Source organism: Paenibacillus sp. LS1 (assembly GCF_026013365.1).
GTDB lineage: Bacteria > Bacillota > Bacilli > Paenibacillales > Paenibacillaceae > Paenibacillus.
This window is the reverse complement of sequence record NZ_JAPDOE010000001.1, coordinates 1,417,385-1,441,854: the sequence shown is the minus strand read 5'-3', so window position 1 is coordinate 1,441,854 and position 24,470 is coordinate 1,417,385. Positions and strand designations below refer to the sequence as shown.

Sequence of the window (24,470 nt, the reverse complement as noted above, 5' to 3'; positions counted from 1 at the left end):
AATCTATGGAGAAAGTTGACGGAAGGGTGAAGATGGACATGGACATGCTTAACCGCCGATCGGTATGTACATTATGGTTACTCGTGAGCATTATGTTTATTTGTGTTCCAGGTTGTGGATTGATCCAGCGTGATCAAACGCCTGAAGAAGTTTTTTCCCTGGCTTTATCGGGTATAGCGGGTAAAGAAACCTTAAGTTTTGAGGGAGAAGCGGGACTTCGACGGGAGAACAGCGGACTGTTCGAGAATCAGTTCAAATTTGAAGGCAAGCTGGAGAATCATGATCGTCTGACCCTTCAGACACGACTACCTGGAGAGGTAACCGCTGCGGGCACGGGGATTCATACGACTGCCGTAAACAATAACGGACAGCCCAGTGGATTTAGCGCCTCTTTTGAGCGGAAACAAGGACAATGGATGGCATTATCAGCGCGGCATGAGCCGCTGCGTGGTTCTCTTTCCCGCTTTAATCCAATAGCCCAAATGGAGAAGATCGATGGGATGCACAAAACCATTCAATCGGAGTATGGTTCCGGTCGTCGAACCAGAACGTTACGGATTGAACTTGCACCGGAAGATGCCAAAACATGGGCTGCAGCCCAGCTAAACGACGAGATGAACGCCATTCGTGCAGAATATATGCACAAGGCAGCTGCGGTGAAAGGAGCGCCTAAGGAGAAGCTTGAGCAGGATCTGGAGAAAGTATGGAAACAGGGTGAAACAACGATGCAACAGATGATGAAACAAGCGAGCGTGCAGACGGTATATCATCTCACCGTAGATCGGAAGAGTAGTTTGCCTCTTCGCTTATCCTCTGAAAGTCAGGTGAGTTATACGGACAACAACCGTAAGAGCAACAAAGAAGCTCTTGTCACCGATGTAAACTTCAAGTCATATCAATAAATGAAGTGTAGGACTGCCTGCTGACGGGATGACTGATTGCGTGCTACAATAGTATCGTAATTTACCGTTGTTCAATTCAAGCAAGGCAGATGACAGGAGGATTTTACCAAGATGAAGGACCCAAGAATTCAAAAGCTTGCAGCAAGCCTGGTGGGCTATTCTGTAGATGTACAGCCTGGTGAAAATGTATTGGTTGAGATGATTGGATCGGAACGTGATCTGATTAACGCCATTATTGAAGAGGTAGGCAAAAAAGGTGGTAACGTCTTTGTACAGTTGACCGATAAGACCGTACAGCGTGCTATGCTGAAAACTGCGACAGAAGAAATGATGAAAACGTGGGCAGAGATTGATCTGAATCGCATGAAACAGATGGATTGTTATATCGGTATTCGCGCGGGAGAAAATGTGAATGATCTGTCCGATGTGCCGGAAGAAAAAATGAAAATGTATAATTCTTTGTACTCCCACCCGGTACATAGTGAACAACGTGTCAAACATACGAAATGGGTTGTACTTCGTTACCCTAACGCAAGTATGGCGCAACTCGCGAATACGAGTACAGAAGCGTTCGAAGATTTCTACTTCGACGTATGTAACCTGGATTATGCCAAAATGGACAAAGCACAAGACTCACTGGCTAACCTGATGAAACGGACGGACAAAGTTCGCATCACGGGACCTGGAACAGAGTTGAGCTTCTCCATTAAAGATATCGGTGCAGAGAAATGTTCTGGCCAGAAAAATATTCCGGATGGTGAAGTGTACAGTGCCCCTGTACGTGATTCCGTGAACGGAACGATTAGTTATAACTCACCAACCCTTTACAATGGAGTGACTTTTGAAAATATCAAGTTCACGTTCAAGGATGGCAAAATTGTCGAAGCGACAAGTAACGATACAGAGCGCTTGAATGAAATCCTGAATTCGGATGAGGGTGCTCGTCATATTGGTGAATTTGCGATTGGATTTAACCCGCATATCCTGCACCCAATGAAGGACATTCTGTTTGATGAGAAAATCGCAGGCAGCTTGCACTTTACGCCAGGTCAGGCGTATGAAGAAACAGATAACGGAAACCGTTCTTCCATTCACTGGGATCTGGTATTGATCCAGCGTCCGGATTATGGCGGCGGAGAGATTTATTTTGATGATGTGCTGATTCGTAAAGATGGTATCTTTGTTATTCCTGAGCTGGAATGCCTCAATCCGGACCGTTTGAAATAGGAACAGGATTTTTCTGTTGCTAGGAAAGCGGATTCACGGTATCATGTAGTGGTAATTAATAGATGATACCAAAGTAAAAAGACGGAGGGATTCCTATGTCGAGTAATAACGCGGCTGTAGTGGAAATTGCTCAAACAGCAGGCAAGTTTACTTCTTCAATCGTGCTTCATTCAGAGAACAAGTATATCGATGTGAAAAGCATTCTCGGGTTGTTTACAACGTTGATCAGCACGCATAGCTATGAACTGCATGTTCATGGACCAGATGCAGTTGAAGCGAAAGCAGCCATGTCAGAAGTATTTGCCAAGCATGGACTGAATGTAAGCATCGCATCTGAGTAATAGCTCTCAAGAAGCACCTCTGCCTTTTTTGGCAGGGGTGTTTTTTGGCATTGCATGACATGAATACTCATCTGGACATCCTTGGAACAGGGAGAATAAGCTGCAATAGAAGGCTTCACTTTGTGGGCTTATTTTGGTCAGGTTCTTGTATTAGCTCTTCATTTCGTCTAATATTAGAGGTAGAACGTCTTTACGCGATTTTTGGGACATAGGGGGGAAAAATGCATGACTTCATCTGATCTGCAGGACCAGCTGAATTTGAAAGCGATCAGTCTTCTTCAAGAAGATGCAGATAAAATACAGAAGCTTATTGAAGTACAGATGGAGAATCTGGCTACCCGCTACTGCCCTCTCTATGAGGAAGTATTGGATACACAGATGTATGGGTTCTCCAAGGAAGTTGACTTTGCTGTTCGTGCAGGGCTCCTTCCAGAAGGTGCAGGTAAGCAGCTGGTTAGCGCGCTTGAGCGGAATTTGGCCATTTTATATGAAGCCTTGAACAAAAAGAATGAGCAATAGCCTGCAATCGCGCGGGTCAGAATAGAAGGCATGCAGGCGTTTATGCATGCTTTTTTTGTACGTCTGAATCGATTGTGATGTAAGTCACTCCGAAGACCTGTATAAGCGAAGAGACAGCTCCAAAGGTATATTGGGCTGCCTCTTGTGGCTTGTTTATTTTTAATGTTATATAAATTAAACTAAACATTTACACAAAACGGAGAGGACAGAAATAACCTGAAGAAGCGGAGCGTTCGCCTTTATCCCCGGATTTACCCCTTTATAAAAGGAATCAAAAAAATCTGGGGATAACAGCGATCGGAAGGTTGTTCTGTCATCGGAGTGTCCGGTGTAAATATTCTTTAGTTCAACTTATATAGCTTGGTGAGGGTCGGGCTATACCAAGAAGAAAGATACTCCCAGAATGATATATACGACGAGCAGAAGTAGACCCTCATACCAGTTCGTAGAACCATCTTGGGTGATCGACTTCGCAATAAATACGGATACGCCGATGGCGACCAGTTCTATCGTTGTGAAGACGATATCCATGGTTCTACCTGTGAAGTAGCTGACAAAAATCAGTACAGGAGCAACGAAGAGTGCAATCTGCAAGCTGCTGCCGACAGCAATCTCGACGGCTGCTCCGATTTTATTTTTCATGGCAAGCATGATGGCTGCACTGTGTTCGGCTGCATTACCGATGATGGCGACAAGGAATGCACCGACAAATAGTTCGCTAAGTCCAAATTCCGAAGTGAATACTTCGAGCGTGCCGACCAACCACTCACTGACGAAGGCAACCATGACCGTTGCGAGCACCAGATAGAGAATTGATTTTTTCTTGGACCATGCCGGAGCATGTTCATGCGGTAGCTCTTCATCACGATCCTCAGTGACGTCTGCAAGGTAGTTCTTGTGCGTCACCATGGAGAATAGTAACCAGGCGATATACGCGAGAATGAGCAGCCCGGCCACGATGAGACTAAGTGTATTCGTGTCTTTCTGTGTAATGGAATGTGTATTGAGAAAGACTGCCGGGATAAACAGGGCAATGATGGCAACAATCATCAGGGAACCATTCAAACCTGCGAGTGAAACATTATAATTCTGGATTTTGAACTTGAGTCCTCCGGCAAAAATACTTAACCCGAGCACTAACAGCAGATTTCCGATGATGGAGCCTGTCAGACTTGCTTTGACCATGTCGAACAGTCCCTCTTTGACGAGGAAAATGGCGATAATCAATTCGGCGGCATTGCCGAAGGTCGCATTCAAGAATCCACCCAGCCGCTGTCCGGCGTAGTGGGCAACATTTTCGGTGGCTTTGCCTAAAAAACCGGCCACAAAAATAACCGAAATGGCTGATATCACGAACTGTAGAATCGAATCCCATTTCAAGTGGTGGGCGATGGCACTGAGTGCAAAGAACGCAATCAGCAAAATGGATGAAATCCGGTTTCTCACAACAAACACCTCGGTTATAAATTATTTTGTTTTGAATTGCATTGTAAATCGCTTATGAGATTATTTTCATATTTCAATATAACCAAATGGTGGTAGGTTGTAAACGCATCTTTTTGAGTTTAATTTGCTTTTTGGGGTGGAAAGGATTTAAAATACGAGTAACGAAGTGAAGGAGGATGTGGCATGGCAGAACAACTTCAACTGGAGAGCGGAAACATCCGGATTGCCGATGACGTGGTTGCAAAAATTGCCGGAATGGCTGCAATGGAAACGCCCGGAATTGCCGCAATGTCTGGAGGATTGTCAGAGGGCTGGGCGAAGCGACTCAGCGGTAAAAACGTACAAAAAGGCGTGAGCGTTGAGGTCGGCCAGCTAGAAGCAGCCATTGACCTGCGCATCATCGTCCTGTACGAAACCCCGATTCATGAAGTTTCCCGTATGCTTCAGCAGAATGTAAGAGAAGCGGTAGAGACCATGACCGGATTACGCGTGGTTGAAGTCAATGTAAAGGTAGAAGGCGTATCTTTCAAAGGCGACGATCTGTAAAATTTCGCAATCCGCGATGGAGGACAAAGACATCTTGACTTGTCTCCATCTTGATAGACAGAGTGTACTAGGTACACACAAAAAGGCTGCGCATCCAATTGGGTGCACAGCCTTTTTTGTGTTAGCTTTTTTTGTATTGAGACGTGTTCCGTACCTTTACGACCAATCCCGTTCACCGAATCCGACGGATGGACTCCCGTGAACGAAGAGCAGGAGAAGTGCGAGTCTGTGTCTGTACAGTCACGGACTTGGTTTTCTCTTCCTTGATCACGTCAAGGTTGTTGGTACGCGAGATACTCAGCAAAATGCCCATGGCGACCATCATCACAAAGAGTGAGGTACCCCCATAACTGATAAACGGAAGCGTGACCCCCGTCACCGGAATGGTCTGAGTTACACCGCCGATGTTGATAAATGCCTGTATCGCAATAAGTCCCATGATGCCTATGCCGACCAGTGTTCCGAATGGATCAGGACAGCGAAGAGATACAATAATACCTCGCCAGATGAAGTACAGATAAACCAGAAGGAATAAGGTACTTCCGATGAATCCAAGTTCTTCCCCGATTACGGAGAAAATAAAGTCATTATACGCATTTGGCAAATAGTGCAGCTTCATCGTACCTTGTCCAATCCCGGAACCCGTCATGCCGCCATCACCAATGGCCACAAGGGAGCGGTAGAGGTTAAGACTTCCGCCATTAATATCAGATAATGGATTCAGAAATGCCTGAATACGTCCGATCTTGTAGTTCTGTTCGGCAGTGACCGCTGTTGCAGCAGTCGTCGTGTCTGAAGGAGACATGGAAGAGAACAGGGAATTGGCTCCGAACGCCAGTGCTCCACCGAGTACAACCAAGAGAATTGAACCCATGATATGTTTCATACTGGCGCCGCCGGCATAGATCAAGAGACCACAGGTGGACACCAGGATGAAGGTGGTACCAAAGTCTGGTTGCAGCATGATCAGTCCTGCAATGAATCCAACGATGAACAAGACGGGAAAATACCCTGTTTTGAAAACCCTGAATTTCTCACCTTTTTTGGTGATCAGAGCAGAGAGATATAGAATGATAGCAATTTTTGCGAACTCTGCAGGCTGAAGACTGAAACCGAAAATGTGAATCCAGCTTCGTGCACCGTTCAATACTGCACCTGAGATCAAAACAATCACCAGCATGACCGTAGTGATCAGGAAAAAGGGTGCATAGAGTTTTTTATACTTGTTGAAGCGGATATTCATGGCAAAGAACATGCCAAATAGACCGATAATCGCCCACATAAGTTGTTTTTTCGTGAAGTAAAGGGCATCATTGTTAAATCTTTCGCTTGCGATTGCAATGCTGGAACTGGAGCTGAATACCATCACCAGTCCGAAGCCCACCAACAATAAAGTGAGGATTAGCAGTTGAAAATCCGGCGTGCCTCTCTTCGTTTTCGTTTGGGCCGTTTGTTGTTTCATCGTTTGGCCCAGCCTATGCTTCCAGCAGTTCTTTAAGCTGCTGTAATTTTTCGGCTGCCAGCTTCACGACTGGCTGTGGAACGGAAGAGTCATAATCCAGACCGTGAGGGAAGGTGGCTTTGCCAAGATAAACGGCTTCAACAGCAAGAACGGTATCCGGTTTTTCCAATTTGCCTTCCACTGCGCGGGTATTAATGCGTACAAAGTATTCTGATTTGGTTTGTTCATCTTCAATTTTGTAGTCATATGTAGCACGGTAATATTCCCATTGCCACCGGACAAATCCGACTTTCTCGGCGCTCTCATCCAGGTATGCCAAGTCGCTCTTCAAGCCATCCAAGCCTGTATTCTCAAAAATCATAAGCGTCTGATCCTCCTCATAAGCTTCCGAGTGTAATTTCTCGTGCATTTCTCTAGTTCATGATAGTATGTTTCCCCTTCCCGTGCAAGCTTTCCGGGGGTGTTTCGTATCGGTTTTCTTCCAATTCTGCTACAATATACAGCAATAGGTTTGAAGAGGAAGGTTCGGGCTTGATCCAAGTCCCGTTCAAGATTGAAAGGGTGGAGAGACATGACTAATAATATATGGTGGGAAGATCTGCAGATCCACATGGTGGAATGGCGGCGTCACCTTCATCGCAATCCTGAGGTTTCCTTTCATGAGGAGAAGACATCCTCTTTTGTAGCGGATATGTTGGAGAGCTTTGGCGTTGAAGTGAAGCGTCATGTAGGCGGTCACGGGGTCATCGGTACGATACGTGGGGACAAGCCAGGGCCTGTCGTCATGCTTCGGGCCGATATGGACGCATTGCCGATTCAGGATGAGAAGAATATCGAATACGCATCACAACAAGCAGGAGCGATGCATGCATGCGGCCACGATGGTCATATCTCGATCTTGCTCGGTACGGCATTGTATTTCAGCCGTCACAAGCAGGAGATCCGAGGCGAGATTCGCTTTTTGTTCCAGCCAGCAGAAGAACTGCTTCCGGGCGGAGCAGTCCAAGTTATTGCGGATGGTGCGCTTGAAGGCGTGGATGTCATATACGGTATTCATCTGTGGACCCCGCTGCCTGTAGGTGTTGTTGCCAGTAAAGCAGGACCGATGATGGCGGCGGCGGACGACTTTTACATTGAGATCAAAGGTAAAGGTGGACATGGAGGCATGCCGCAATCCACGATAGACAGTCTTATCGCGGGTTCTGCGCTTGTGATGCAGCTTCAGACGGTTGTTAGTCGTTCTGTTGATCCATTGCAACCAGCAGTGCTCACCATTGGTACAATGCAGGCTGGCTCTGCTCAGAATGTAATTGCAGAGCAATGCAAAATGAGCGGTACAGTAAGAACATTCGACGAAGAGACGCGTAACGGGATGAAAGAGCGAGTGCTTACTATGGTGGCCCAGACAGGGGCCGCTTACGGGGCAGAGACTCAAGTGAAATATATTATGGGATATCCACCTGTGGTGAATGATGAACTGGAGACAGCACGTTTCTTCAGGGAAGCTACAGAAGTATTTGGGGCAGAACGAGTGCAAACGTCGCCGATGCTGATGCCAGCGGAAGATTTCGCGTATTATCTGCAGAAGGTTCCAGGGTGCTTTATGTTTGTTGGAGCAGGTAATCCGGATAAAAATGCGATCTATCCGCATCATCATCCGATGTTTGATTTTGATGAAGATGCGATGCAGACGGCCGTAAAATTATTTATTGCCATGGCTAAGGGTTATACAGCCGAATGACTTTAGATGCAGTTGGGCATCCTGTTCATACCGAGGTATGGGCAGGATGTTTTTTTGTGGATTTTTATAGATGTTGTTCAAAAAGTCCACTTTTGATTACGAATCATGCCTGGCGGCATGATCAGCATCGAATATGAAAACTAGACTTTTTGAACTCGCAATTATACAGGTTCATTTTCGGAAGTTGCCGGAACTGGACTTTTTTTTGATAGGAGGAAGTTTCGAATGGAAGGAACAGAACATAGAGAAAGAACGGATGCTTGTATTGTTCAGCGGGATTTTACGGTTTTACTGGAAGTCGGACACCCTGGGTTCCAAAGAGCAAGAGAGCAGCTAGGGAAGTATTCAGAACTGGTTAAGACACCGGCGGCGTTTCATACCTATCGAATTACTCCATTGTCGCTCTGGAATGCTGCTGCACTGGGATGGAATGCAGATCAGGTCATCGCAAGTCTGGAATTGGTGTCCCGCTGGAACGTGCCTGCTGCACTCATACAGGATGTTCAAAGGATTATGGATCAGTACGGGAAATTAAAGCTGCATTCCGAAGCAAATCATGCCAGAATGCGTCTTTACAGTGAGGATGAGCGGTTGCTGGATGAGTTAAGCGGATTGAAAACAATAGCTGCCTTTCGTATGGAACGAACAGACGCTCATGAGCTTCTGCTCTCAGGAGAACAGCGAGGTCTATTGAAAAGAGAATTAACACGGCTGGGTTACCCGGTACTTGATTATGTGGGGTATCGGGAGGGAACCAAACTTTCATTTGAATGGCGGTCCAATGATCCAGAGGACCACTCAGAGCGATTTGCGTTGCGTTCATACCAGAGAGAAGCTGTGGATGCATTCGAAGGCAGTGAGGGCATGGGAGGAAGTGGTTTACTCGTACTTCCTTGCGGGGCAGGCAAAACGGTCATTGGCATAGCCGTGCTGGAGCGGCTTCAATGTGAATGCCTTATTTTGACTTCCAATACAACGTCTGTGCGACAGTGGATTCAGGAAATTCAAGACAAAACCACGATTACCAGCGAACAGATTGGTGAGTATTCCGGTCAGAAAAAACAGGTGAAACCTGTGACTGTAGCTACATATCAGATTCTTACACACCGGAAATCTAAAGATGCTGATTTTACCCATATCAAACTGCTCAGTGAGCGGCAATGGGGTCTGATCATATATGACGAAGTCCATTTGTTACCAGCGCCAGTATTTCGTGCAACTGCGGATATTCAAGCTACTCGAAGACTGGGATTGACGGCTACATTGGTTCGAGAGGATGGCTGTGAACAGGATGTATTCTCGTTGATTGGCCCGAAGCTCTATGATATGCCATGGAAAAAGCTGGAGCAGCAAGGATGGATTGCCGATGTACAATGTCAGGAGATACGTATCCCGTTCTCCCCAGAATTAAGATCGAATTATCTGCAAGCCGAGGTTAAACATCAATTTCGATTGGCTGCCGAGAATCCGGCCAAGGTACATGTGGTCAAACGTTTGCTGGAGCGTCATCGGGATCTGCCTGCACTTGTAATTGGACAATATCTGGATCAACTTGAGTTGATTGCCCGGGAAATTGAAGCACCTTTGATTTCAGGAACAATGTCGCAGCAAGAGCGAATCAAATGGTTTGCTGCTTTTCGACGTGGGGAGATTAAAACGATTGTTGTATCCAAAGTTGCCAATTTTGCTGTGGATCTGCCTGATGCCGCTGTAGCACTTGAGATATCCGGTAGTTTCGGTTCCAGGCAGGAAGAGGCACAGCGTTTGGGGAGAATTCTGAGACCAAAAGCTGGAGAAAACAAAGCATATTTTTATGCGTTGGTATCAGAGGATAGTAAGGAACAGGAGTTTGCATTAAACCGTCAGATGTTCTTGGTGGAGCAGGGATATGAATATGCCATTGTGCACGAGAAGGAATAGTCCATTTATACTCGCGAAAAGAGGAGGAATTAAGGAATGTCTTCATTTGAATCAGTAAATGAGTCTGAGGCAATGGACCTTGCTTCATGGTCAAAGCTTACTTTGGTGGAGCAAAGAGTACTTGGTGCAATTTTTCACAAACATGCCGTACAGCCTTTTTCCTCTCTCCTGTCGCGAGAGCAGTGGGCCAGCGAAGGACTAAGTGGCGCAGAAGCCAAATATTCATTCGCCAATCTTAGGCGGCAAAGATGGATTGAATCTGTTCATAAGAGTTGGGGAGAGCAATTATTCTATATTCCAGCTTCGCAGATGGAAACATTGACGATTGCTTACGCGCAAAGAGTGGGCTTAACCGTTGAACAGATGACAATGCATGCTGACGTACTACAGGAGGGAAAGCCGGATATTGCTGCAGAGCTTCTTCATCTGATCGCTTGGATCGGAAGAGAAGGACTTCCCTTGACAGGTAAGGGAACTATACATAAGAAAACGATTCAGAAATTAAGTGCGATCACCGTGTTATCTTCGACAGACTTTGATGGTTTGGGCATCCGATATGAACATTCGGACCTGTATCCGATTCACGTTGCAATCCTTCTCGATCTACTGCTCAGTCTGAATCTGGTTCAGAAGGCAGAGGGGAGAATTCGGATCGTAGATCATCAATTACAGCAATGGTTGAAGCTTTCATGGGGACAGATGCATCAGGAGGTATATCAAGCTTGTGTGGACAGATACGGGAATACCGAGCCTGCTCTACAGCATTTCCGTCATCAATTGGCCGTTCTTTCTCTAGGGAAGAACGTATGGTGTCGTATAGTGAATTCCACATGTGAACCTCAGATCAGGGGATGGCTTTATGCACTGGCTGGTTGGGGTTATGGCGACGTTGGAGAAGATCAGTCGGGAGCATTGGCATTCCGTTGGCTGATCGAACCACAGAGCCTGTTGAATCTACGCCAAGAGGCGGTAGGAGAGGCGGAACCGTGTGGATTTTACATGCAGCCAGATTTTGAAATGTTGGTGCCACCAGAAGCCGGGCCTGATGTAATCTGGATGCTGGAGCAATGCGCAGAACGGGTAACGCGTGATCGGATGTCCATTTACCGGATGACGAGAGAACGGATTATTTCGGCCATAGCCAGAGGGTATGGGTTGCATGAAGTGATGGATTTTATTGATCATTATGCCCTGACAGGCATACCGGAGAATGTACGGATTGCGTTAGCAGATTGGGCAAAGGAGACGGATGTTGCACCGTTGACTGTAGATCGGAACATGGAGGTAATGGATGCGAGTACAGGCTCCGCAGAGGATCAGAAGTTATTAGAAAAAGATGTCTTGAGCGGTGTATCTTCTTCTTTTTACACACCTGATAATCAAGGTCTGGTTAATGTGCCTGCATCTCTGCATGGGTTGGAGCGTGATCATTCTGTCATTGAGAAGAAGTTCTCTCTGTTGGGGGTTGAGGAGATCCCCGAGACCTGGTACAGGGAGTGGCGTCGATATCACAGTTCAACAGCACGACAGATTGCTGCCAAAGCCATTGAGTGGCAGACCAAGCTGGGGATACAACAGGAAAATTGTACGCAATACCTCATTCCACATCAGTTGGAGGGTCATGAACAATGGACTTTAAGCGGTTGGTGCATGTTGGATTCAAGTGGGCATGCAGCAGAGACAGAATGGCGTACATTCTCCCCGTCGGAGTGGGATACAATGCGTCTTATCCTGCCGGATGATGTCATAACCTGACTATTTCAAGTGAATATCAGGTTGAAAGGCGAATTTTCGAGGTTCCCTTATTTCTAATTGCAGGAAAAACTCTTCTTAACTATTCATGGATATGCTATGATGAGGTAGTCTACGTTAAGTAGAACTTTATATATAGATAGGATGAATATTTCATGAGCGTAGCGGAAATGAACACGGTCGATATGGCCCAAGTGTTAACGGGCGCATATGAACTGGGCGACATGATTAACCAATCTGCCGAAGTATCGGATTATTTATATTGGAAGCAGCAAGTCGAGACTACCCCTGAGATTCAGATGGGGATTCGGAAGCTGAATGCCAAGAAGGAATTGTTTGAAGAAACACAGCGTTTTGGTCATTTTCACCCGGATTACCATGCAGCGAAAGATCAGGTGAAGGCTCTGGAACAGGAGTTGGAAAATTTCGAGGCGGTAGCCCGCTTCAAACAGGCAGAGAAGTCCCTGGATGATATGTTATTCCAGATGTCAGAGACCATTGCATTCGCCGTGTCAACGACCATTAAGGTGCCGAGCAATGACCCGAATCCGAAGGGCGGCTGCGGTAGTGGCGGCAAGTGTGGTTGCAGTTAAGTAATCTTTATAGAAGGGCGGGGAACGATGATGTTTGCGGAAAGGACTGGATTCATTATTTGGGTCAGTGATTTGAAGGCTGCCCGTAATCTCGAAAAATATGGCACCGTGCATTATATCTCCCGCCGTATGCATTATGTGGTCATGTATGTTAATGCAGAACGGGCAGAAGATACGATGAAAAACGTGAAGCGACTTTCCTATGTGCGCAAGATCGAACGTTCGTATCGAAATGAGATCAAAACTGAGTATGCCAGCAAAACGATGGACAAAACAAGCTTTTACGGAATATAGACGAGAAACTGGAGGGGCCCTTTGGGGTCGCTCCTTTCTTGAATTATGCACAAACGGACTTTTGTGAAAAAAAGTTAAACTTACGCCTTGAGGTTGCGGGACTTATGTTGTAATATATTTGGTAATAAATAGATAGAAAGTCCTATCTGGTGGAGAGTGATTCCCATGCGTGATAAGGTGATGCAACGTTGGAGCACCTACGAGCCGTTTTTCGTAGCTCTTGGAGACAAAAAAGTGGCCGACATCGTCATTACCCATCATGCCAAGATGCGGTATGCAGACCGTATTGAGCCTGCACGTAGTGATGATGACCATATTGCAGCGTGGTTATGGGAGTGTCTGAAGCAGGACCGTATAACACCATACTACCGTAATGAACAGGACGTCTACCTGATTGATGAGGATCTGGTTGTGGTCGCCGAATTTTCCGAACTTGAAGGAGAATATGATATTGCGGGCAACCCGCTGCACAAAATGATTGTAGTTACGTTTCTGGGACGTATGTCGGAGACCATTGAGTTGAGGGACCTGAAGTCATATTATTCATGGTTAAGACATTCAAGAAGAATGACGCTGGTCAAAAATAGCCGCAAGCACAAGTAAGCCTGAGTAGATTCAATACGTTGAAATCATAGATTCAAGGATCATCGCATGCAGACAAGCTGCATGCTTTTTTTGTTGCCAAGCGGGAAATCGGCTACAATGTAGAGAGTGTAATCGAAGAGGGGCGAAGATATGAATTTTCACCAATTGCATATTTTTTATACGGTAGCAGAGAAAGGCAGCTTCTCGGCTGCTGCACAAGCATTACATATGACTCAACCGGCAGTAACGATGCAGATTCAATCACTGGAGGACTATTTTGGAACCAAGTTATTGCATCGTTCCACCAAAAAAATAGAATTATCCGAGGCTGGCCGGACTTTATTGCCTCATGCGAAACGGAGCGTGGAGCTGGTCAGACAGACGGATGAGGCGATGTCGGCGTTTACCCAGATGTTACAGGGGCGACTCCAGCTTGGAGCCAGTTTAACGATCGGGGAATATGTGCTCCCTCGCATGCTCGGACCGTTTGCGCTTCAGTATCCCGATATTTCCATCGTCATGAAAGTGATGAACACAACGCAAATTATGGATGATATATTGAAGCACCAGCTTAATTTTGGTCTGATTGAAGCTCCAGTGCACCACCCGGATATGATTGTAGAGCCTGTTATGCAGGACGAGCTGAAACTGATTGTACCTGCCGGGCATGATCTGGCTAAGCGTAGCAAAGTGAATCTTGAAGATGTAATGAATTATCCCTTTGTGCTGCGTGAGAAGGGTTCGGGTACCCGTCAGGTGATGGAAGACCAACTGCAAAAGAAAAATATTGATCCGCAGGATATGAATGTGGTGATGGAACTTGGAAGTACAGGAGCCGTAAAATCGGCTGTAGAGGCAGGGGTAGGCATTACGATGTTATCTCCTTCTTCCGTGCAGCATGAGCTGGCTCTTGGACTCGTTCATATTGTGGATATCCGCGGACTCGAATTCAAACGGCAGTTCTATGCCATCCATCTAAAATCGTCCTTGTTGCCTCTGTCAGCTGTCGCTTTCCTGAACTATCTGCGTCAACAAGAGCAACCAGAGCCTGAACACAAGACGGGGAAGGCATAATAGCTGGCAAAATCAATGATAGATAAAATTAATCAAAATCAGTTTACACAAAGGAGCTGTTGTTCATGGATCGACGCCAAGGACGCTGTGATCTTCATACCCATAGTCAGGCCTCCGATGGAATGCAGCCACCAGCTGATAATGTGAAGCTTGCCAAGCAAAAAGGACTATCTGCGGTTGCCTTAACGGACCATGATACAGTAGCTGGTGTAGCGGAAGCACAGAAAGCCGGTAGAGAGCACGATATTGAAGTTGTTGCCGGAGTGGAGATCAGTACCCGGGCTGGCGGGAAAGATATTCATGTACTCGGATATTATGTGAATACGGAGGATGAGCAGTTCCTCCAACGGTTGCGGGGATTACGAGAAGCGCGAGATGAGCGCAATCATCTGATTATTGGCAAGCTCCAAGAACTCGGGCTTGATATAAACTGGCAGGAGGTACTGGATGAGCTGGGACGGCCCTTAGAGCCGGATGAGAGTATTGGCAGGCCTCATATGGCTGATGTGTTGGTGAAGAAAGGATATGCTGTCGACATGCGGGATGCATTCGATCGATATCTTGCTGAAGGCAAGCCTGGCTTCGTATCTGTACCCCGGGTTGCACCCGAGGATGCGTGCGAGTGGATCAGAGCCGCAGGTGGAGCCGCTGTGATTGCCCATCCGGGTCTCTATAACGATGATGAACTGGTACGCCGCATCATCGAAGATTCCCGTCCGGATGGCATTGAAGTATTTCATTCGGACCATGGACCCGAAGAGGAACGCAGGTATGCTGAGATGGCCCGGGAATATGGCCTCATTGAGACTGGTGGATCGGATTATCATGGTGAACGGCAAGGTGTTGTTTTCCACGGAGATCTTGGTAGCAAGACCGTAACGGTTGATGTGTTGGAAAGGCTGAAGGCAGCTGCCTCACAGCAAAGGGGAGAGTAAGCGAGACGTTACAACGCTCTATCTGACTATAATAAATTCTGTATTACTGGATACATTTTAAGGTCGAAGGAGTAAGAGACATGCAAGCATGATAGGGCTGAACCTTCATGTTTGCATGTCCCTTTTTTGTTCTGAAAATAGTCTATGTAATGGAATAGTTTACCCAAGCGCCACGTGTAGCCCCGAGACGTTCGAATAATTGCTGTGCCCGCTCATTGGTCACTGCTGTGATCCAAGACATATATGCACATCCATGGTCACGCGTATATTGCTGACAGTGTGCAAATAATTTGGCTTCTGCTTCGCCTTCTCTGAATGTTTCCGTAACAAATAGGTCATTCATGATGGCGACACGTTCTGCTTTCATCGTGCTGTATGTAAAGAACAAGGTGGAAAATCCGATAAGCTTCCCGTCCTCTACTGCCACAAATTGAGCACCGATCTGCTGATTAAGCAAGTTGTTGATTAAAAGCTGGATGGATTGATCACCAGGCCAAGGGTTGTTGTAGAATCCCACCACATAGTCATGCATTAATGCCATCAGGGGTTTCAGATCATCAGGTTGCGTTTCTCGAATATGTATGGTCATGGTACACTTCCTTAAAAGTAATTTTTATTTCTTAGAATTGAATTATTATACATATAAATGAATTAATATTCAATAAAAGCGAAAAATAAGTTGAGCTTCACATATCATTCAAACAAGTAATGCAATAACAAAAATCCCCTGAACCGTTAATGGTCAGGGGATTTTTCTATTGTTACTGCCACATCTATATAAGTTGAACTAATCATTTATACGATAACGGAGAGGACAGAAAAAACCTGAAAAAGCGGAGCTAAAAGCTTTCTGTAGGAAAACTACTTCGAAAGCATAGGCTTCGCCTTTATCCCCGGATTTACCCTTGAAAAAGGGGATCAGAAAAATCTGGGGATAACAGCGATTGGAAGGTTGTTCTGTCATCGTAGTGTCAGTGTAAATAATCTTTAGTTCAACTTACTATCCATTTTTAATGGTGGATGGCAGACTTTTGATCAATTCATCATTTGGCGTGACAAACAACGTCTTCTGATGATCATAGATCACAAAACCAGGCTTCGCACCACTTGGTTTGCGCACATGACGGATAAACGTGTAATCCACAGGCACACTGCTGGACTCCTTGGCCTGGCTGAAATAGGCAGCAAGCTGTGCTGCTTCTTCCAATGTAGCTTCACCAAAGTCCGTACTGCGAATAACGACATGTGAACCTGGAATGTCTTTGGTATGTAGCCAAGTGTCGTTGGAAGAAGCAAGACGGTTGGTCACATACTCATTCTGCAGGTTGTTTTTGCCCACAAGAATATCAATTCCCTCCGAGGAGGTGAACTGGTGTACGGTTGGACGGTCACTTTTCTTCTTCTTTTTACCCTTTTTATTACGGTCACGAAGGTATCCTTGCTGTACAAGCTCGTCCCGTATTTCCTCAATATCGTTCATCGATGCAATGGATAGCTGCTGTAACAGGTTATCGAGATAGTCGATCTCGTCTTTGGTTTTGCCAAGCTGCTCATGAATAACAGCCAGACTGTTCTTATATTTGTTATAACGCTTGAAATAACGTTGTGCGTTGTCAGACGGTGTGAGCAGTGGATCAAGCTGAATGGTAATGTTGGCTTGGTCTTCATCGTAGAAGTTCACAAGCTCGACGCTCTTGTCCCCTTTGTGGACCTGATGCAGGGAGGCAAACAGCAACTCACCCCATAGTCTGAACTTGTCCGCATCGTCCGCTTCCAGCAAGTCCTTGTTCAGGTTGTCCAGCTTTTTGATGTTTTTGCTTCGCTCATTCTGCAGAAAACGGAGCAGATCACTTACTCTCTGTTTAACCGTGTCTCGTTCAGCCTTATCTCCGTAATAATCTTCCATGCACTTGCTCATCGTGTCATAGGTTTTCTCCAAATCCTGAATGCTCTGAAGATGAACGGCTGAGAAAATCATTTTGCCTTTGGCGTTCATTCCGGTTACAGGTGTGTAGATATGATCTCTGACAGGTCCCATCACGCCTTCAAAAGCGTTCCAAAGGGCACCAGCCTCGATCCGGCTCTCACCCTCAACCACAGTCGGAGCACTCGCTGTACCTTCAGCAGCAATCCCACGGGCGGCAATCTCTCCCGCAATTAACGGGCTAAGACCGCTAAAGGCATTCACAAGCCAGCGTGATGCCTCTTCTTCAGCGGCGTGATAACTTTCCTCGAATGCTGCATGGCTCACTTCGAGCGGATTACTTTTATGTTGTTCAGGCGGCGCGGTATATGAGAATCCGGGCATGATCACCCGGTAGCTACTGATCGACGGAGTCACATGATGAATGCCATCCAGAATTGTTCCAGTGACGGGATCAAGCAAAATAATATTACTGTGACGCCCCATCAATTCAATGATGATCCGTTTAACCGAAACATCCCCCAGTTCGTCGCGCTGGCGCACATTGATGTGGATAATACGTTCCATGCCAATCTGACGGATCTCCTCAATGATTGCACCTTCACAGTGCTTACGGAGCAGCATGCAGAACATGGGTGCTTCAGTAGGGTTAAGAAATGTCTTTTCCGTATAATGCACACGAGGATATGTCGGGCTTGCCGAAACAAGCAATTTACTATTTCCGCGCTGAGCACGTAGTGTGAGAACTACGTCATGGCCATTCGGCTGATGGATCTTGCTGATACGTCCACCAATGCAGCCTTGCAATTCATGAACAATGGCTCGTGTTACGATGCCGTCCAATGCCATTTTTTCCACTTCCTCTCTCTATCGAGCATCTGCATTTTATCATCATGCCAAATGCTTCATCTATATAACTGAAATGAGCAACCAGGTTATGTAAAAAAAACAGGACTGGCTGCAGATTCTTCGTTGCTTGCCTGTTGAACGCTGGAATCGGTACTGCGCAGAACATCGCAGACTTTTATTTTAGCTTATTCTGTTCATCAGGGAAAGGATTCACCTCTTGGGTGCTAATCACAGACCTGTCCGAATACATATAGAGCAGGTAGTTTGTCCGGCATAGTGTACAGCCTGTCGACCAGCGCGCCGGTGAAGCATGTGAGCTTATTTAGCAGATGAAATACAGACTGGGAGGGAAACTTGAAGCATGGAACATACCAAGTGGCATCAACTTAGTGATGAAGAGCTTCGTAACACTCTTGGCGTCAGCCCGCAGGAAGGATTGACGGATGAAGCTGTAGCAGAGAAGAGGAAAGTGGTCGGTTCGAATGAGCTGAGCGAGGGGAAACGCATTTCTCCCATTACATTGCTCTTGAATCAGTTCAAGGATTTTATGGTGCTGGTATTGATGGGAGCAACGTTGGTATCCGGATTGTTAGGTGAGTATCTGGATGCAGTAACGATTGTGGCTATTATCGTACTGAATGCGATTCTGGGGTTTGTACAGGAATTCCGGGCAGAACGATCTCTTCGTGCATTGAAACAGTTGTCTGCACCTCTCGCCAAAGTGCTTCGATCGGGCCAAGAAGTACATCTTGCCGCCAAACAACTCGTACCCGGGGATATAGTCATGGTGGAGAGCGGCGACCGCATACCCGCTGATGTGCGCTGGCTGCAAACGAACAGTCTGGATGTCGAGGAGTCGGCACTTACCGGGGAATCGGTTCCCGTGAGCAAACATTGCCTTCCGATTGCCGACGAGGACGTTCCGTTGGGTGATCAGAAGAATATTGGTTTCATGGGTACTATGGTCACGCGTGGTACGGCTAAAGGTGTGGTGATCCGTACAGGGATGGAGACGGAAATGGGCAAAATTGCCGATCTGATCCAGAATACGGAGGAGCAGGAAACACCGCTACAGCACAGACTGGAACAACTGGGCAAAATTCTGATTTTTGTCGCATTGGGATTAACCGTCATGGTCGTCGTCGCAGGCATATTGCACGGACAACCAGCCGTTGGCATGTTTCTGGCAGGGGTCAGCCTCGCGGTGGCAGCCATACCAGAGGGCCTGCCGGCCATTGTAACCATTGCACTCGCACTTGGTGTGCAGCGAATGATCAAACGTAAAGCCATTGTGCGCAAACTGCCTTCTGTCGAAACCCTTGGCTGTGCATCTGTGATCTGTTCGGATAAGACAGGCACGCTCACCCAGAACAAGATGACGGTAACGGATGTGTGGCTGGAGGGACGCAGCATCAAGGTTACTGGGGATGGTTATGCACCTGAGGGGCAGATGCTGGAGAACGGTCGAACAGTGGAATTAAAGAGTGACCAGTCCCTGCGCAGAATGCTCCAGATTAGCGCGCTTTGCAACAATGCCAGTATTGTTGAGAGTGTCGCAAACGAATTAGGGAACAAGAAAAAGGGCAAGGATACCAAAAAGGATGGCAAGAAAAACGCTAAAAAAGATGATTACAAAGAAGAAGCGGCCCAGCGAGAGAATGTATTCTGGGAGCTGAAAGGTGATCCGACGGAAGGTGCACTGGTCACACTGGCCTCCAAAATGGGGCTTACGCCTACTGGCCTCAAAGAGTTGTATGCCCGCCAGCAGGAGTTCCCGTTTGATTCGGAGCGGAAACGCATGTCTGTCCTGGTTCATCACCAGGGAGGGCGAATGATCTACACCAAAGGTGCACCGGATGTGTTGATCGGACACTGCAGTTATATTTTATGGGAAGGCAAGGTCGTACCTTTCACCGGAACACTGCGGCAGAAAGTGATGGCAGCAAATGAGAGCATGGCTGGAGCGGCACTGCGTGTCCTCGGAATGGCCTATCGTGAAGTGCGGCCGGAAGAAAAAGTGGCTGACGAACACGCCGCCGAAAGTCAGCTTGTATTCGTTGGGCTTGCAGGTATGATTGATCCACCGCGTCGTGAAGTAAGAGATGCGATTGCCACATGCCGCAAAGCGGGCATTCGTACCGTCATGATCACAGGTGATCATGGAACAACGGCAGAAGCCATTGCGCATCAGTTGGGGATTCTTCCACGTGGAGGTACCTCACTAAGTGGTCAGCAGCTGGCAGGCATGACAGACGAGCAACTGGATAAGCAGGTAGAGGGCATCTACGTGTTCTCAAGGGTATCTCCTGAACATAAACTTCGCATCGTGAAATCGTTCCAGCGCAAGGGGCATGTCGTCGCAATGACGGGGGATGGAGTGAACGACGCTCCGGCGATTAAAGCGGCTGACATCGGGATTGCGATGGGTATTACAGGCACAGATGTCACGAAGGAAGCTTCGGCGCTCATTCTGAGTGATGATAACTTCTCAACCATTGTGGCTGCCATTGAAGAAGGCCGTAATATTTATGAGAACATCCGTAAGTTTATCCGGTATTTGCTGGCATCGAATGTGGGCGAGATTTTAACAATGTTCTTTGCAATGATGATGGGCTTGCCACTCCCGCTCGTACCTATTCAGATTCTGTGGGTTAACCTGGTGACGGATGGCTTGCCTGCAATGGCGCTTGGGGTAGATCAGCCTGAGAAAGATCTGATGGAACACAAACCCCGCGGTGCCAAGGAAAATATTTTTGCCCGCAGACTGGGCTGGAAAATCGTCAGTCGTGGTGTTTTGATTGGATTATGTACACTCGGAGCATTTTGGCTTACCCTTCAGGCTGCACCGGATAATCCGGGGCAACTGATCAAGGCACAGTCGGTGGCTTTTGCTACACTCGTTTTGGCGCAGCTTATTCATGTCTTTGACTGCCGTAGTTCACGGTCGATCTTTCACCGGAACCCACTACAGAATAAGTATCTGGTTCTTGCCGTGATTTCATCGGTTGTACTGATGCTCGTTGTGATGTACGTTGAACCGTTGCAACCGATCTTCAAAACCGTACCTCTGGGATTGCGTGAATGGGCAATCTGTATCGTTGCTGCGGGTATCCCGACGTTCCTTATGGGCGCAGGCAGTGTATGGGGTGGTCGTCGTAACCGCCGTCGCATGGGGGGTTCTGGCCGCTTCGTACCTAAAAGTACAAAGTTTTCGGCATAAAATCAATAGCTTTTCCTCATCCATTTCGGTATGCTATCCTCAAAATGATTCGAAGCGGCAGCTTTGGCATTTTGCAGGATAGCTTTTTTGTGTGCAAATGTTGAATATGAATTTCTATGGTGATCCTGTAGAAGAGCAGGAATATAGCTTTGGCAGCAGACTGCCAAAAGGAGTGGGCAAGATTATGGAATTTACGAAAATGCATGGACTTGGTAACGACTTTATCGTTGTATTTGGTGAAAAGGAGCTTCCGGCAGATGCAGCAGAATTGGCTGTAAAATGGTGCAACCGTTTCTTCGGCATCGGTGCGGATGGCCTGGTTTATATACTGCCTTCGGAGAAGGCGGACTTTCAGATGCGCATCATGAATTCAGATGGTTCGGAAGCAGAGCAATGTGGTAATGCCATTCGCTGTGTATCCAAATATGTATACGATCATGGTCATGTCAGCCAGGAGCAAATTACTATTGAAACGATTGGTGCAGGCGTACAACCAGTGAGTCTCAACATTCGTGATGGCAAAGTGGAAACGGTTCGTGTTGATATGGGTGAGCCGATCCTGAACGGCCTTCAAGTACCGACAACGGTGGATGCGAATCCCGTGGTTGATCACCACATTGAAGCAAATGGACATGCGTTCAAATTCACTGCGGTATCCATGGGTAACCCGCATGCGGTCATCTACGTTGATGATGCTGTGAATTTTGATCTGACGACTTGGGGACCGCTTCTTGAAGTGCATCCGATGTTCCCGAAAAAAATCAATGTGGAATTCGCCACAGTTCGTGACCGTGGATATGTGGACATGCGTGTATGGGAACGCGGAGCTGGTCCAACACTTGCTTGTGGAACCGGAGCTTGTGCAACACTGGTGTCCTCTGTCTTGAATGGACATACAGATCGTACAGCCATCATCAGCCTCAAGGGTGGTGATCTCCACATTGAGTGGAATGAAGCTGACAATCATGTGTACATGACCGGACCTGCTGAAGTTGTTTTTAAGGGAATCACTTCATAAAAAGTGGGAGATTTAACCAAAGAGGCCTGCGGGCCTCTTTTTTTGTCAAAAAGGACAGGTCGTGTCTCCTGTACAGAGACATATTGGGGGCTGTATGGCAAGAAAGTCCATATGAGCTGGATACTCAGTAAAAACCTGTGTTTTTCTTCGTTTTTTAGCGTTTTTTGTGTTACATTAGTATGAAAACGATCACAGCTAGGCGGGGGGAAATGGGATGAAGGCGGATTTGCGCAAAGCTATGCAGGAACGGGTTCTCGTTGGAGACGGGGCCATGGGAACATTTCTGTACCAAATGGGTTTCCCGGTAGGGATTTCATACGAAGAGTTGAACTTGATTTCACCTGAGGTGGTGGCGGATGTACATCGCCGTTATCGGGACGCAGGTACAGAAATATTTGAAACGAATACGTACTCTGCCAATTATGACAAGTTGTCCAAGTTCGGTTTGGAGTCCAAGGTGGAGGACGTGAACCGTGCCGGCGTACGCATTGCCAAAGAGATAGCTGGCGACACTGGTTATGTGCTTGGTGCCGTTGGTTCCATTCGAGGTGGCAAGCGGACGAACGTGTCTACAAGTGAACTGAAACGCTTCTATCAACAACAGATATTTGCTCTGCTTGATGAAGGTGTGGATGGCATTCTGCTTGAAACCTTCTATGATATCGAGGAAATGGATATTGCCCTTTTGCAAGCGCGCAAGCTGAGCGATCTGCCTGTGATTGGACAGTTTGCGGTAGAGGATGTAGGACACACGCTGGATGGATATACGATGCCTGAAGCATTCCGGATCATGCGGGAGCAGGGTGCGGACGTGATCGGTTTTAACTGTCGCTCCGGTCCAAACGGGATTATGCGTGCCATGGAAACCGTCTCCGGACGTATCGGTATTCCGATGTCTGTTTATCCGAATGCGGGTGCAGCAGATTATGTTGATGGTCAGTTCCGATATGGTGCGACTCCAGAGTACTTTGGTCAGACGGCAGTGCAATTTGCTGATCTGGGCGCTCGTATTATCGGCGGTTGCTGTGGTACGACACCTGATCATATAACTGCAATGAAAGATGCACTCGCTGAATACGTGCCTTTGCCTATTTTGGAACCCGATCCATCAGAAATCAAAGCACGCATTGTCTTGCATGAAAATGTGGATGAGCGTTCCGGACGTGGCGGACAGCCTACGATCGTTGATCTGGTCAAGCAGCGTCATACAGTCATTGTTGAACTTGACCCGCCACGTGACTTGGACATTGCCAAGTTCATGAAAGGTGCCGAGACTCTGAAAGCAGCAGGAGCGGATGCCCTGACACTGGCGGACAATTCATTAGCGGTTACCCGGATGAGCAACATGGCGCTGGGTCACCTCGTTCAGGATCGCACGGGCCTCCGTCCACTGGTGCATATCGCCTGCCGTGACCGGAATCTCATTGGAACGCAGTCCCACATGATGGGTTTTGATGCTCTGGGCATTAATCATGTACTCGCAGTAACAGGTGATCCTGCCAGATTTGGCGATCTGCCTGGTTCGAGCTCGGTATACGATCTGACTTCTTTTGAAATCATACGCATGATCAAGCAATTGAACGATGGCGTGGCTTTCTCAGGTAAACCGCTGAAGCAGAAAGCTGGATTCGTGATCGGAGCGGCGTTCAATCCCAATGTGAAACATCTGGATAAAGCCGTGCAGCGTCTGGAGAAGAAAATTGCCTCTGGTGCAGATTACATCATGACACAGCCTGTCTATGATCCTCAATTAATTGTGGCAATGCACGAAGCGACCAAACACCTGGATGTGCCTATTTTTGTAGGTGTAATGCCACTGGCAAGTGGGCGGAATGCAGAGTATCTACACAACGAGGTTCCTGGGATTCAGCTTTCGGATGAAGTGCGTTCCCGGATGGCAGGTCTGGAGGGCGAAGAGGGTCGTGCGATGGGGGTAAAAATTGCCAAGGAATTGCTGGACGTAGCCACAGCACATTTTAAAGGCATCTATCTCATGACACCGTTTATGTTCTACGGCATGACGGCCGAACTGACTCAATATGTATGGGAGAAGTCGGAGCATCAATGTCCTACTTGTTTCAACCCTAATAATCAATTACAATAGTAAAACGGATGTGATGCC

General features: G+C 47.1%; 21 protein-coding genes. 16 read left to right on the top strand and 5 right to left on the bottom strand.

The features are described from left to right. Positions 1-5 precede the first annotated feature (5 nt). From OM416_RS06185 to OM416_RS06170, 4 genes are all read left to right on the top strand, one after another. Positions 6-902, top strand: a complete 897-nt coding sequence (locus tag OM416_RS06185) for a hypothetical protein (protein ID WP_264927979.1) — start codon at positions 6-8, stop codon at positions 900-902. Positions 903-1,013: 111 nt separating this feature from the next. Further along, positions 1,014-2,129 carry an aminopeptidase gene (locus tag OM416_RS06180; protein ID WP_264927978.1) on the top strand — a complete coding sequence of 372 codons (1,116 nt, stop codon included), beginning with the start codon at positions 1,014-1,016 and terminating at the stop codon, positions 2,127-2,129. A 95-nt stretch (positions 2,130-2,224) separates the two neighbouring features. Beyond that, positions 2,225-2,470 carry an HPr family phosphocarrier protein gene (locus OM416_RS06175; RefSeq protein ID WP_036614658.1) on the top strand — a complete coding sequence of 82 codons (246 nt, stop codon included), beginning with the start codon at positions 2,225-2,227 and terminating at the stop codon, positions 2,468-2,470. Between the two features lie 225 nt (positions 2,471-2,695). After that, positions 2,696-2,989, top strand: a complete 294-nt coding sequence (locus OM416_RS06170; RefSeq protein ID WP_017687426.1) for a YlaN family protein — start codon at positions 2,696-2,698, stop codon at positions 2,987-2,989. A 375-nt stretch (positions 2,990-3,364) separates the two neighbouring features. On the opposite strand, the gene cax is transcribed toward OM416_RS06170, so the two are convergent. Then, positions 3,365-4,435: a calcium/proton exchanger gene (gene cax, locus OM416_RS06165; protein ID WP_264927977.1), complete on the bottom strand. Its 1,071-nt coding sequence runs from the start codon at positions 4,433-4,435 to the stop codon at positions 3,365-3,367. Between the two features lie 183 nt (positions 4,436-4,618). Between cax and OM416_RS06160 the strand changes: the two genes are divergently transcribed. Further along, positions 4,619-4,981: an Asp23/Gls24 family envelope stress response protein gene (locus tag OM416_RS06160; RefSeq protein WP_017687428.1), complete on the top strand. Its 363-nt coding sequence runs from the start codon at positions 4,619-4,621 to the stop codon at positions 4,979-4,981. 172 nt (positions 4,982-5,153) lie between these two features. Here the strand turns inward: OM416_RS06160 and ftsW are convergent, their stop codons facing one another. Continuing rightward, positions 5,154-6,443: a putative lipid II flippase FtsW gene (gene ftsW / locus OM416_RS06155; RefSeq protein ID WP_264927976.1), complete on the bottom strand. Its 1,290-nt coding sequence runs from the start codon at positions 6,441-6,443 to the stop codon at positions 5,154-5,156. A gap of 13 nt (positions 6,444-6,456) precedes the next feature. Further along, the gene (locus tag OM416_RS06150; RefSeq protein WP_062835371.1) at positions 6,457-6,804 is read right to left on the bottom strand and encodes a YugN family protein; all 348 of its coding nucleotides are present in this window, start codon (positions 6,802-6,804) and stop codon (positions 6,457-6,459) included. Positions 6,805-7,014: 210 nt separating this feature from the next. On the opposite strand from OM416_RS06150, the gene OM416_RS06145 reads away from it, so the two are divergent. The 8 genes from OM416_RS06145 (at position 7,015) to OM416_RS06110 (ending at position 15,337) form a co-directional block, all read left to right on the top strand. Then, a complete protein-coding gene (locus OM416_RS06145) occupies positions 7,015-8,184 on the top strand; it encodes a M20 family metallopeptidase (protein ID WP_264927975.1) in 1,170 nt (389 codons plus the stop codon). Between the two features lie 225 nt (positions 8,185-8,409). Next, positions 8,410-10,104 (top strand): DNA repair helicase XPB, encoded by a 1,695-nt coding sequence (locus OM416_RS06140; protein WP_264927973.1) that lies wholly within the window; start codon positions 8,410-8,412, stop codon positions 10,102-10,104. Between the two features lie 36 nt (positions 10,105-10,140). Beyond that, positions 10,141-11,859 (top strand): helicase-associated domain-containing protein, encoded by a 1,719-nt coding sequence (locus OM416_RS06135; protein WP_264927972.1) that lies wholly within the window; start codon positions 10,141-10,143, stop codon positions 11,857-11,859. Positions 11,860-12,011: 152 nt separating this feature from the next. Further along, on the top strand, positions 12,012-12,449 hold the full coding sequence (locus OM416_RS06130; protein WP_145322858.1) for a YlbF family regulator: 438 nt from the start codon (positions 12,012-12,014) through the stop codon (positions 12,447-12,449). A gap of 30 nt (positions 12,450-12,479) precedes the next feature. After that, positions 12,480-12,743 carry a YlbG family protein gene (locus tag OM416_RS06125; protein WP_095290540.1) on the top strand — a complete coding sequence of 88 codons (264 nt, stop codon included), beginning with the start codon at positions 12,480-12,482 and terminating at the stop codon, positions 12,741-12,743. A 165-nt stretch (positions 12,744-12,908) separates the two neighbouring features. After that, the gene (locus OM416_RS06120; RefSeq protein WP_017687436.1) at positions 12,909-13,346 is read left to right on the top strand and encodes a hypothetical protein; all 438 of its coding nucleotides are present in this window, start codon (positions 12,909-12,911) and stop codon (positions 13,344-13,346) included. A 132-nt stretch (positions 13,347-13,478) separates the two neighbouring features. Then, positions 13,479-14,402 (top strand): selenium metabolism-associated LysR family transcriptional regulator, encoded by a 924-nt coding sequence (locus tag OM416_RS06115; RefSeq protein WP_264927969.1) that lies wholly within the window; start codon positions 13,479-13,481, stop codon positions 14,400-14,402. Positions 14,403-14,467: 65 nt separating this feature from the next. After that, entirely contained in the window at positions 14,468-15,337 is an 870-nt protein-coding gene (locus OM416_RS06110; protein ID WP_264927967.1) for a PHP domain-containing protein, read from the top strand. Positions 15,338-15,479: 142 nt separating this feature from the next. Here OM416_RS06110 and OM416_RS06105 read toward each other — a convergent pair whose 3' ends face one another. Further along, positions 15,480-15,926 (bottom strand): GNAT family N-acetyltransferase, encoded by a 447-nt coding sequence (locus OM416_RS06105; protein WP_264927966.1) that lies wholly within the window; start codon positions 15,924-15,926, stop codon positions 15,480-15,482. Between the two features lie 411 nt (positions 15,927-16,337). Next, a complete protein-coding gene (locus OM416_RS06100; RefSeq protein ID WP_264927965.1) occupies positions 16,338-18,110 on the bottom strand; it encodes an NFACT family protein in 1,773 nt (590 codons plus the stop codon). Between the two features lie 361 nt (positions 18,111-18,471). On the opposite strand from OM416_RS06100, the gene OM416_RS06095 reads away from it, so the two are divergent. From OM416_RS06095 to OM416_RS06085, 3 genes are all read left to right on the top strand, one after another. Next, positions 18,472-21,330, top strand: a complete 2,859-nt coding sequence (locus OM416_RS06095; protein ID WP_264927964.1) for a calcium-translocating P-type ATPase, SERCA-type — start codon at positions 18,472-18,474, stop codon at positions 21,328-21,330. Between the two features lie 184 nt (positions 21,331-21,514). Next, positions 21,515-22,348, top strand: coding sequence for a diaminopimelate epimerase (gene dapF, locus OM416_RS06090; RefSeq protein WP_062836116.1), 834 nt, complete (start codon positions 21,515-21,517; stop codon positions 22,346-22,348). A gap of 214 nt (positions 22,349-22,562) precedes the next feature. Then, a complete protein-coding gene (locus OM416_RS06085) occupies positions 22,563-24,452 on the top strand; it encodes a bifunctional homocysteine S-methyltransferase/methylenetetrahydrofolate reductase (RefSeq protein WP_264927963.1) in 1,890 nt (629 codons plus the stop codon). Positions 24,453-24,470 lie beyond the last annotated feature (18 nt).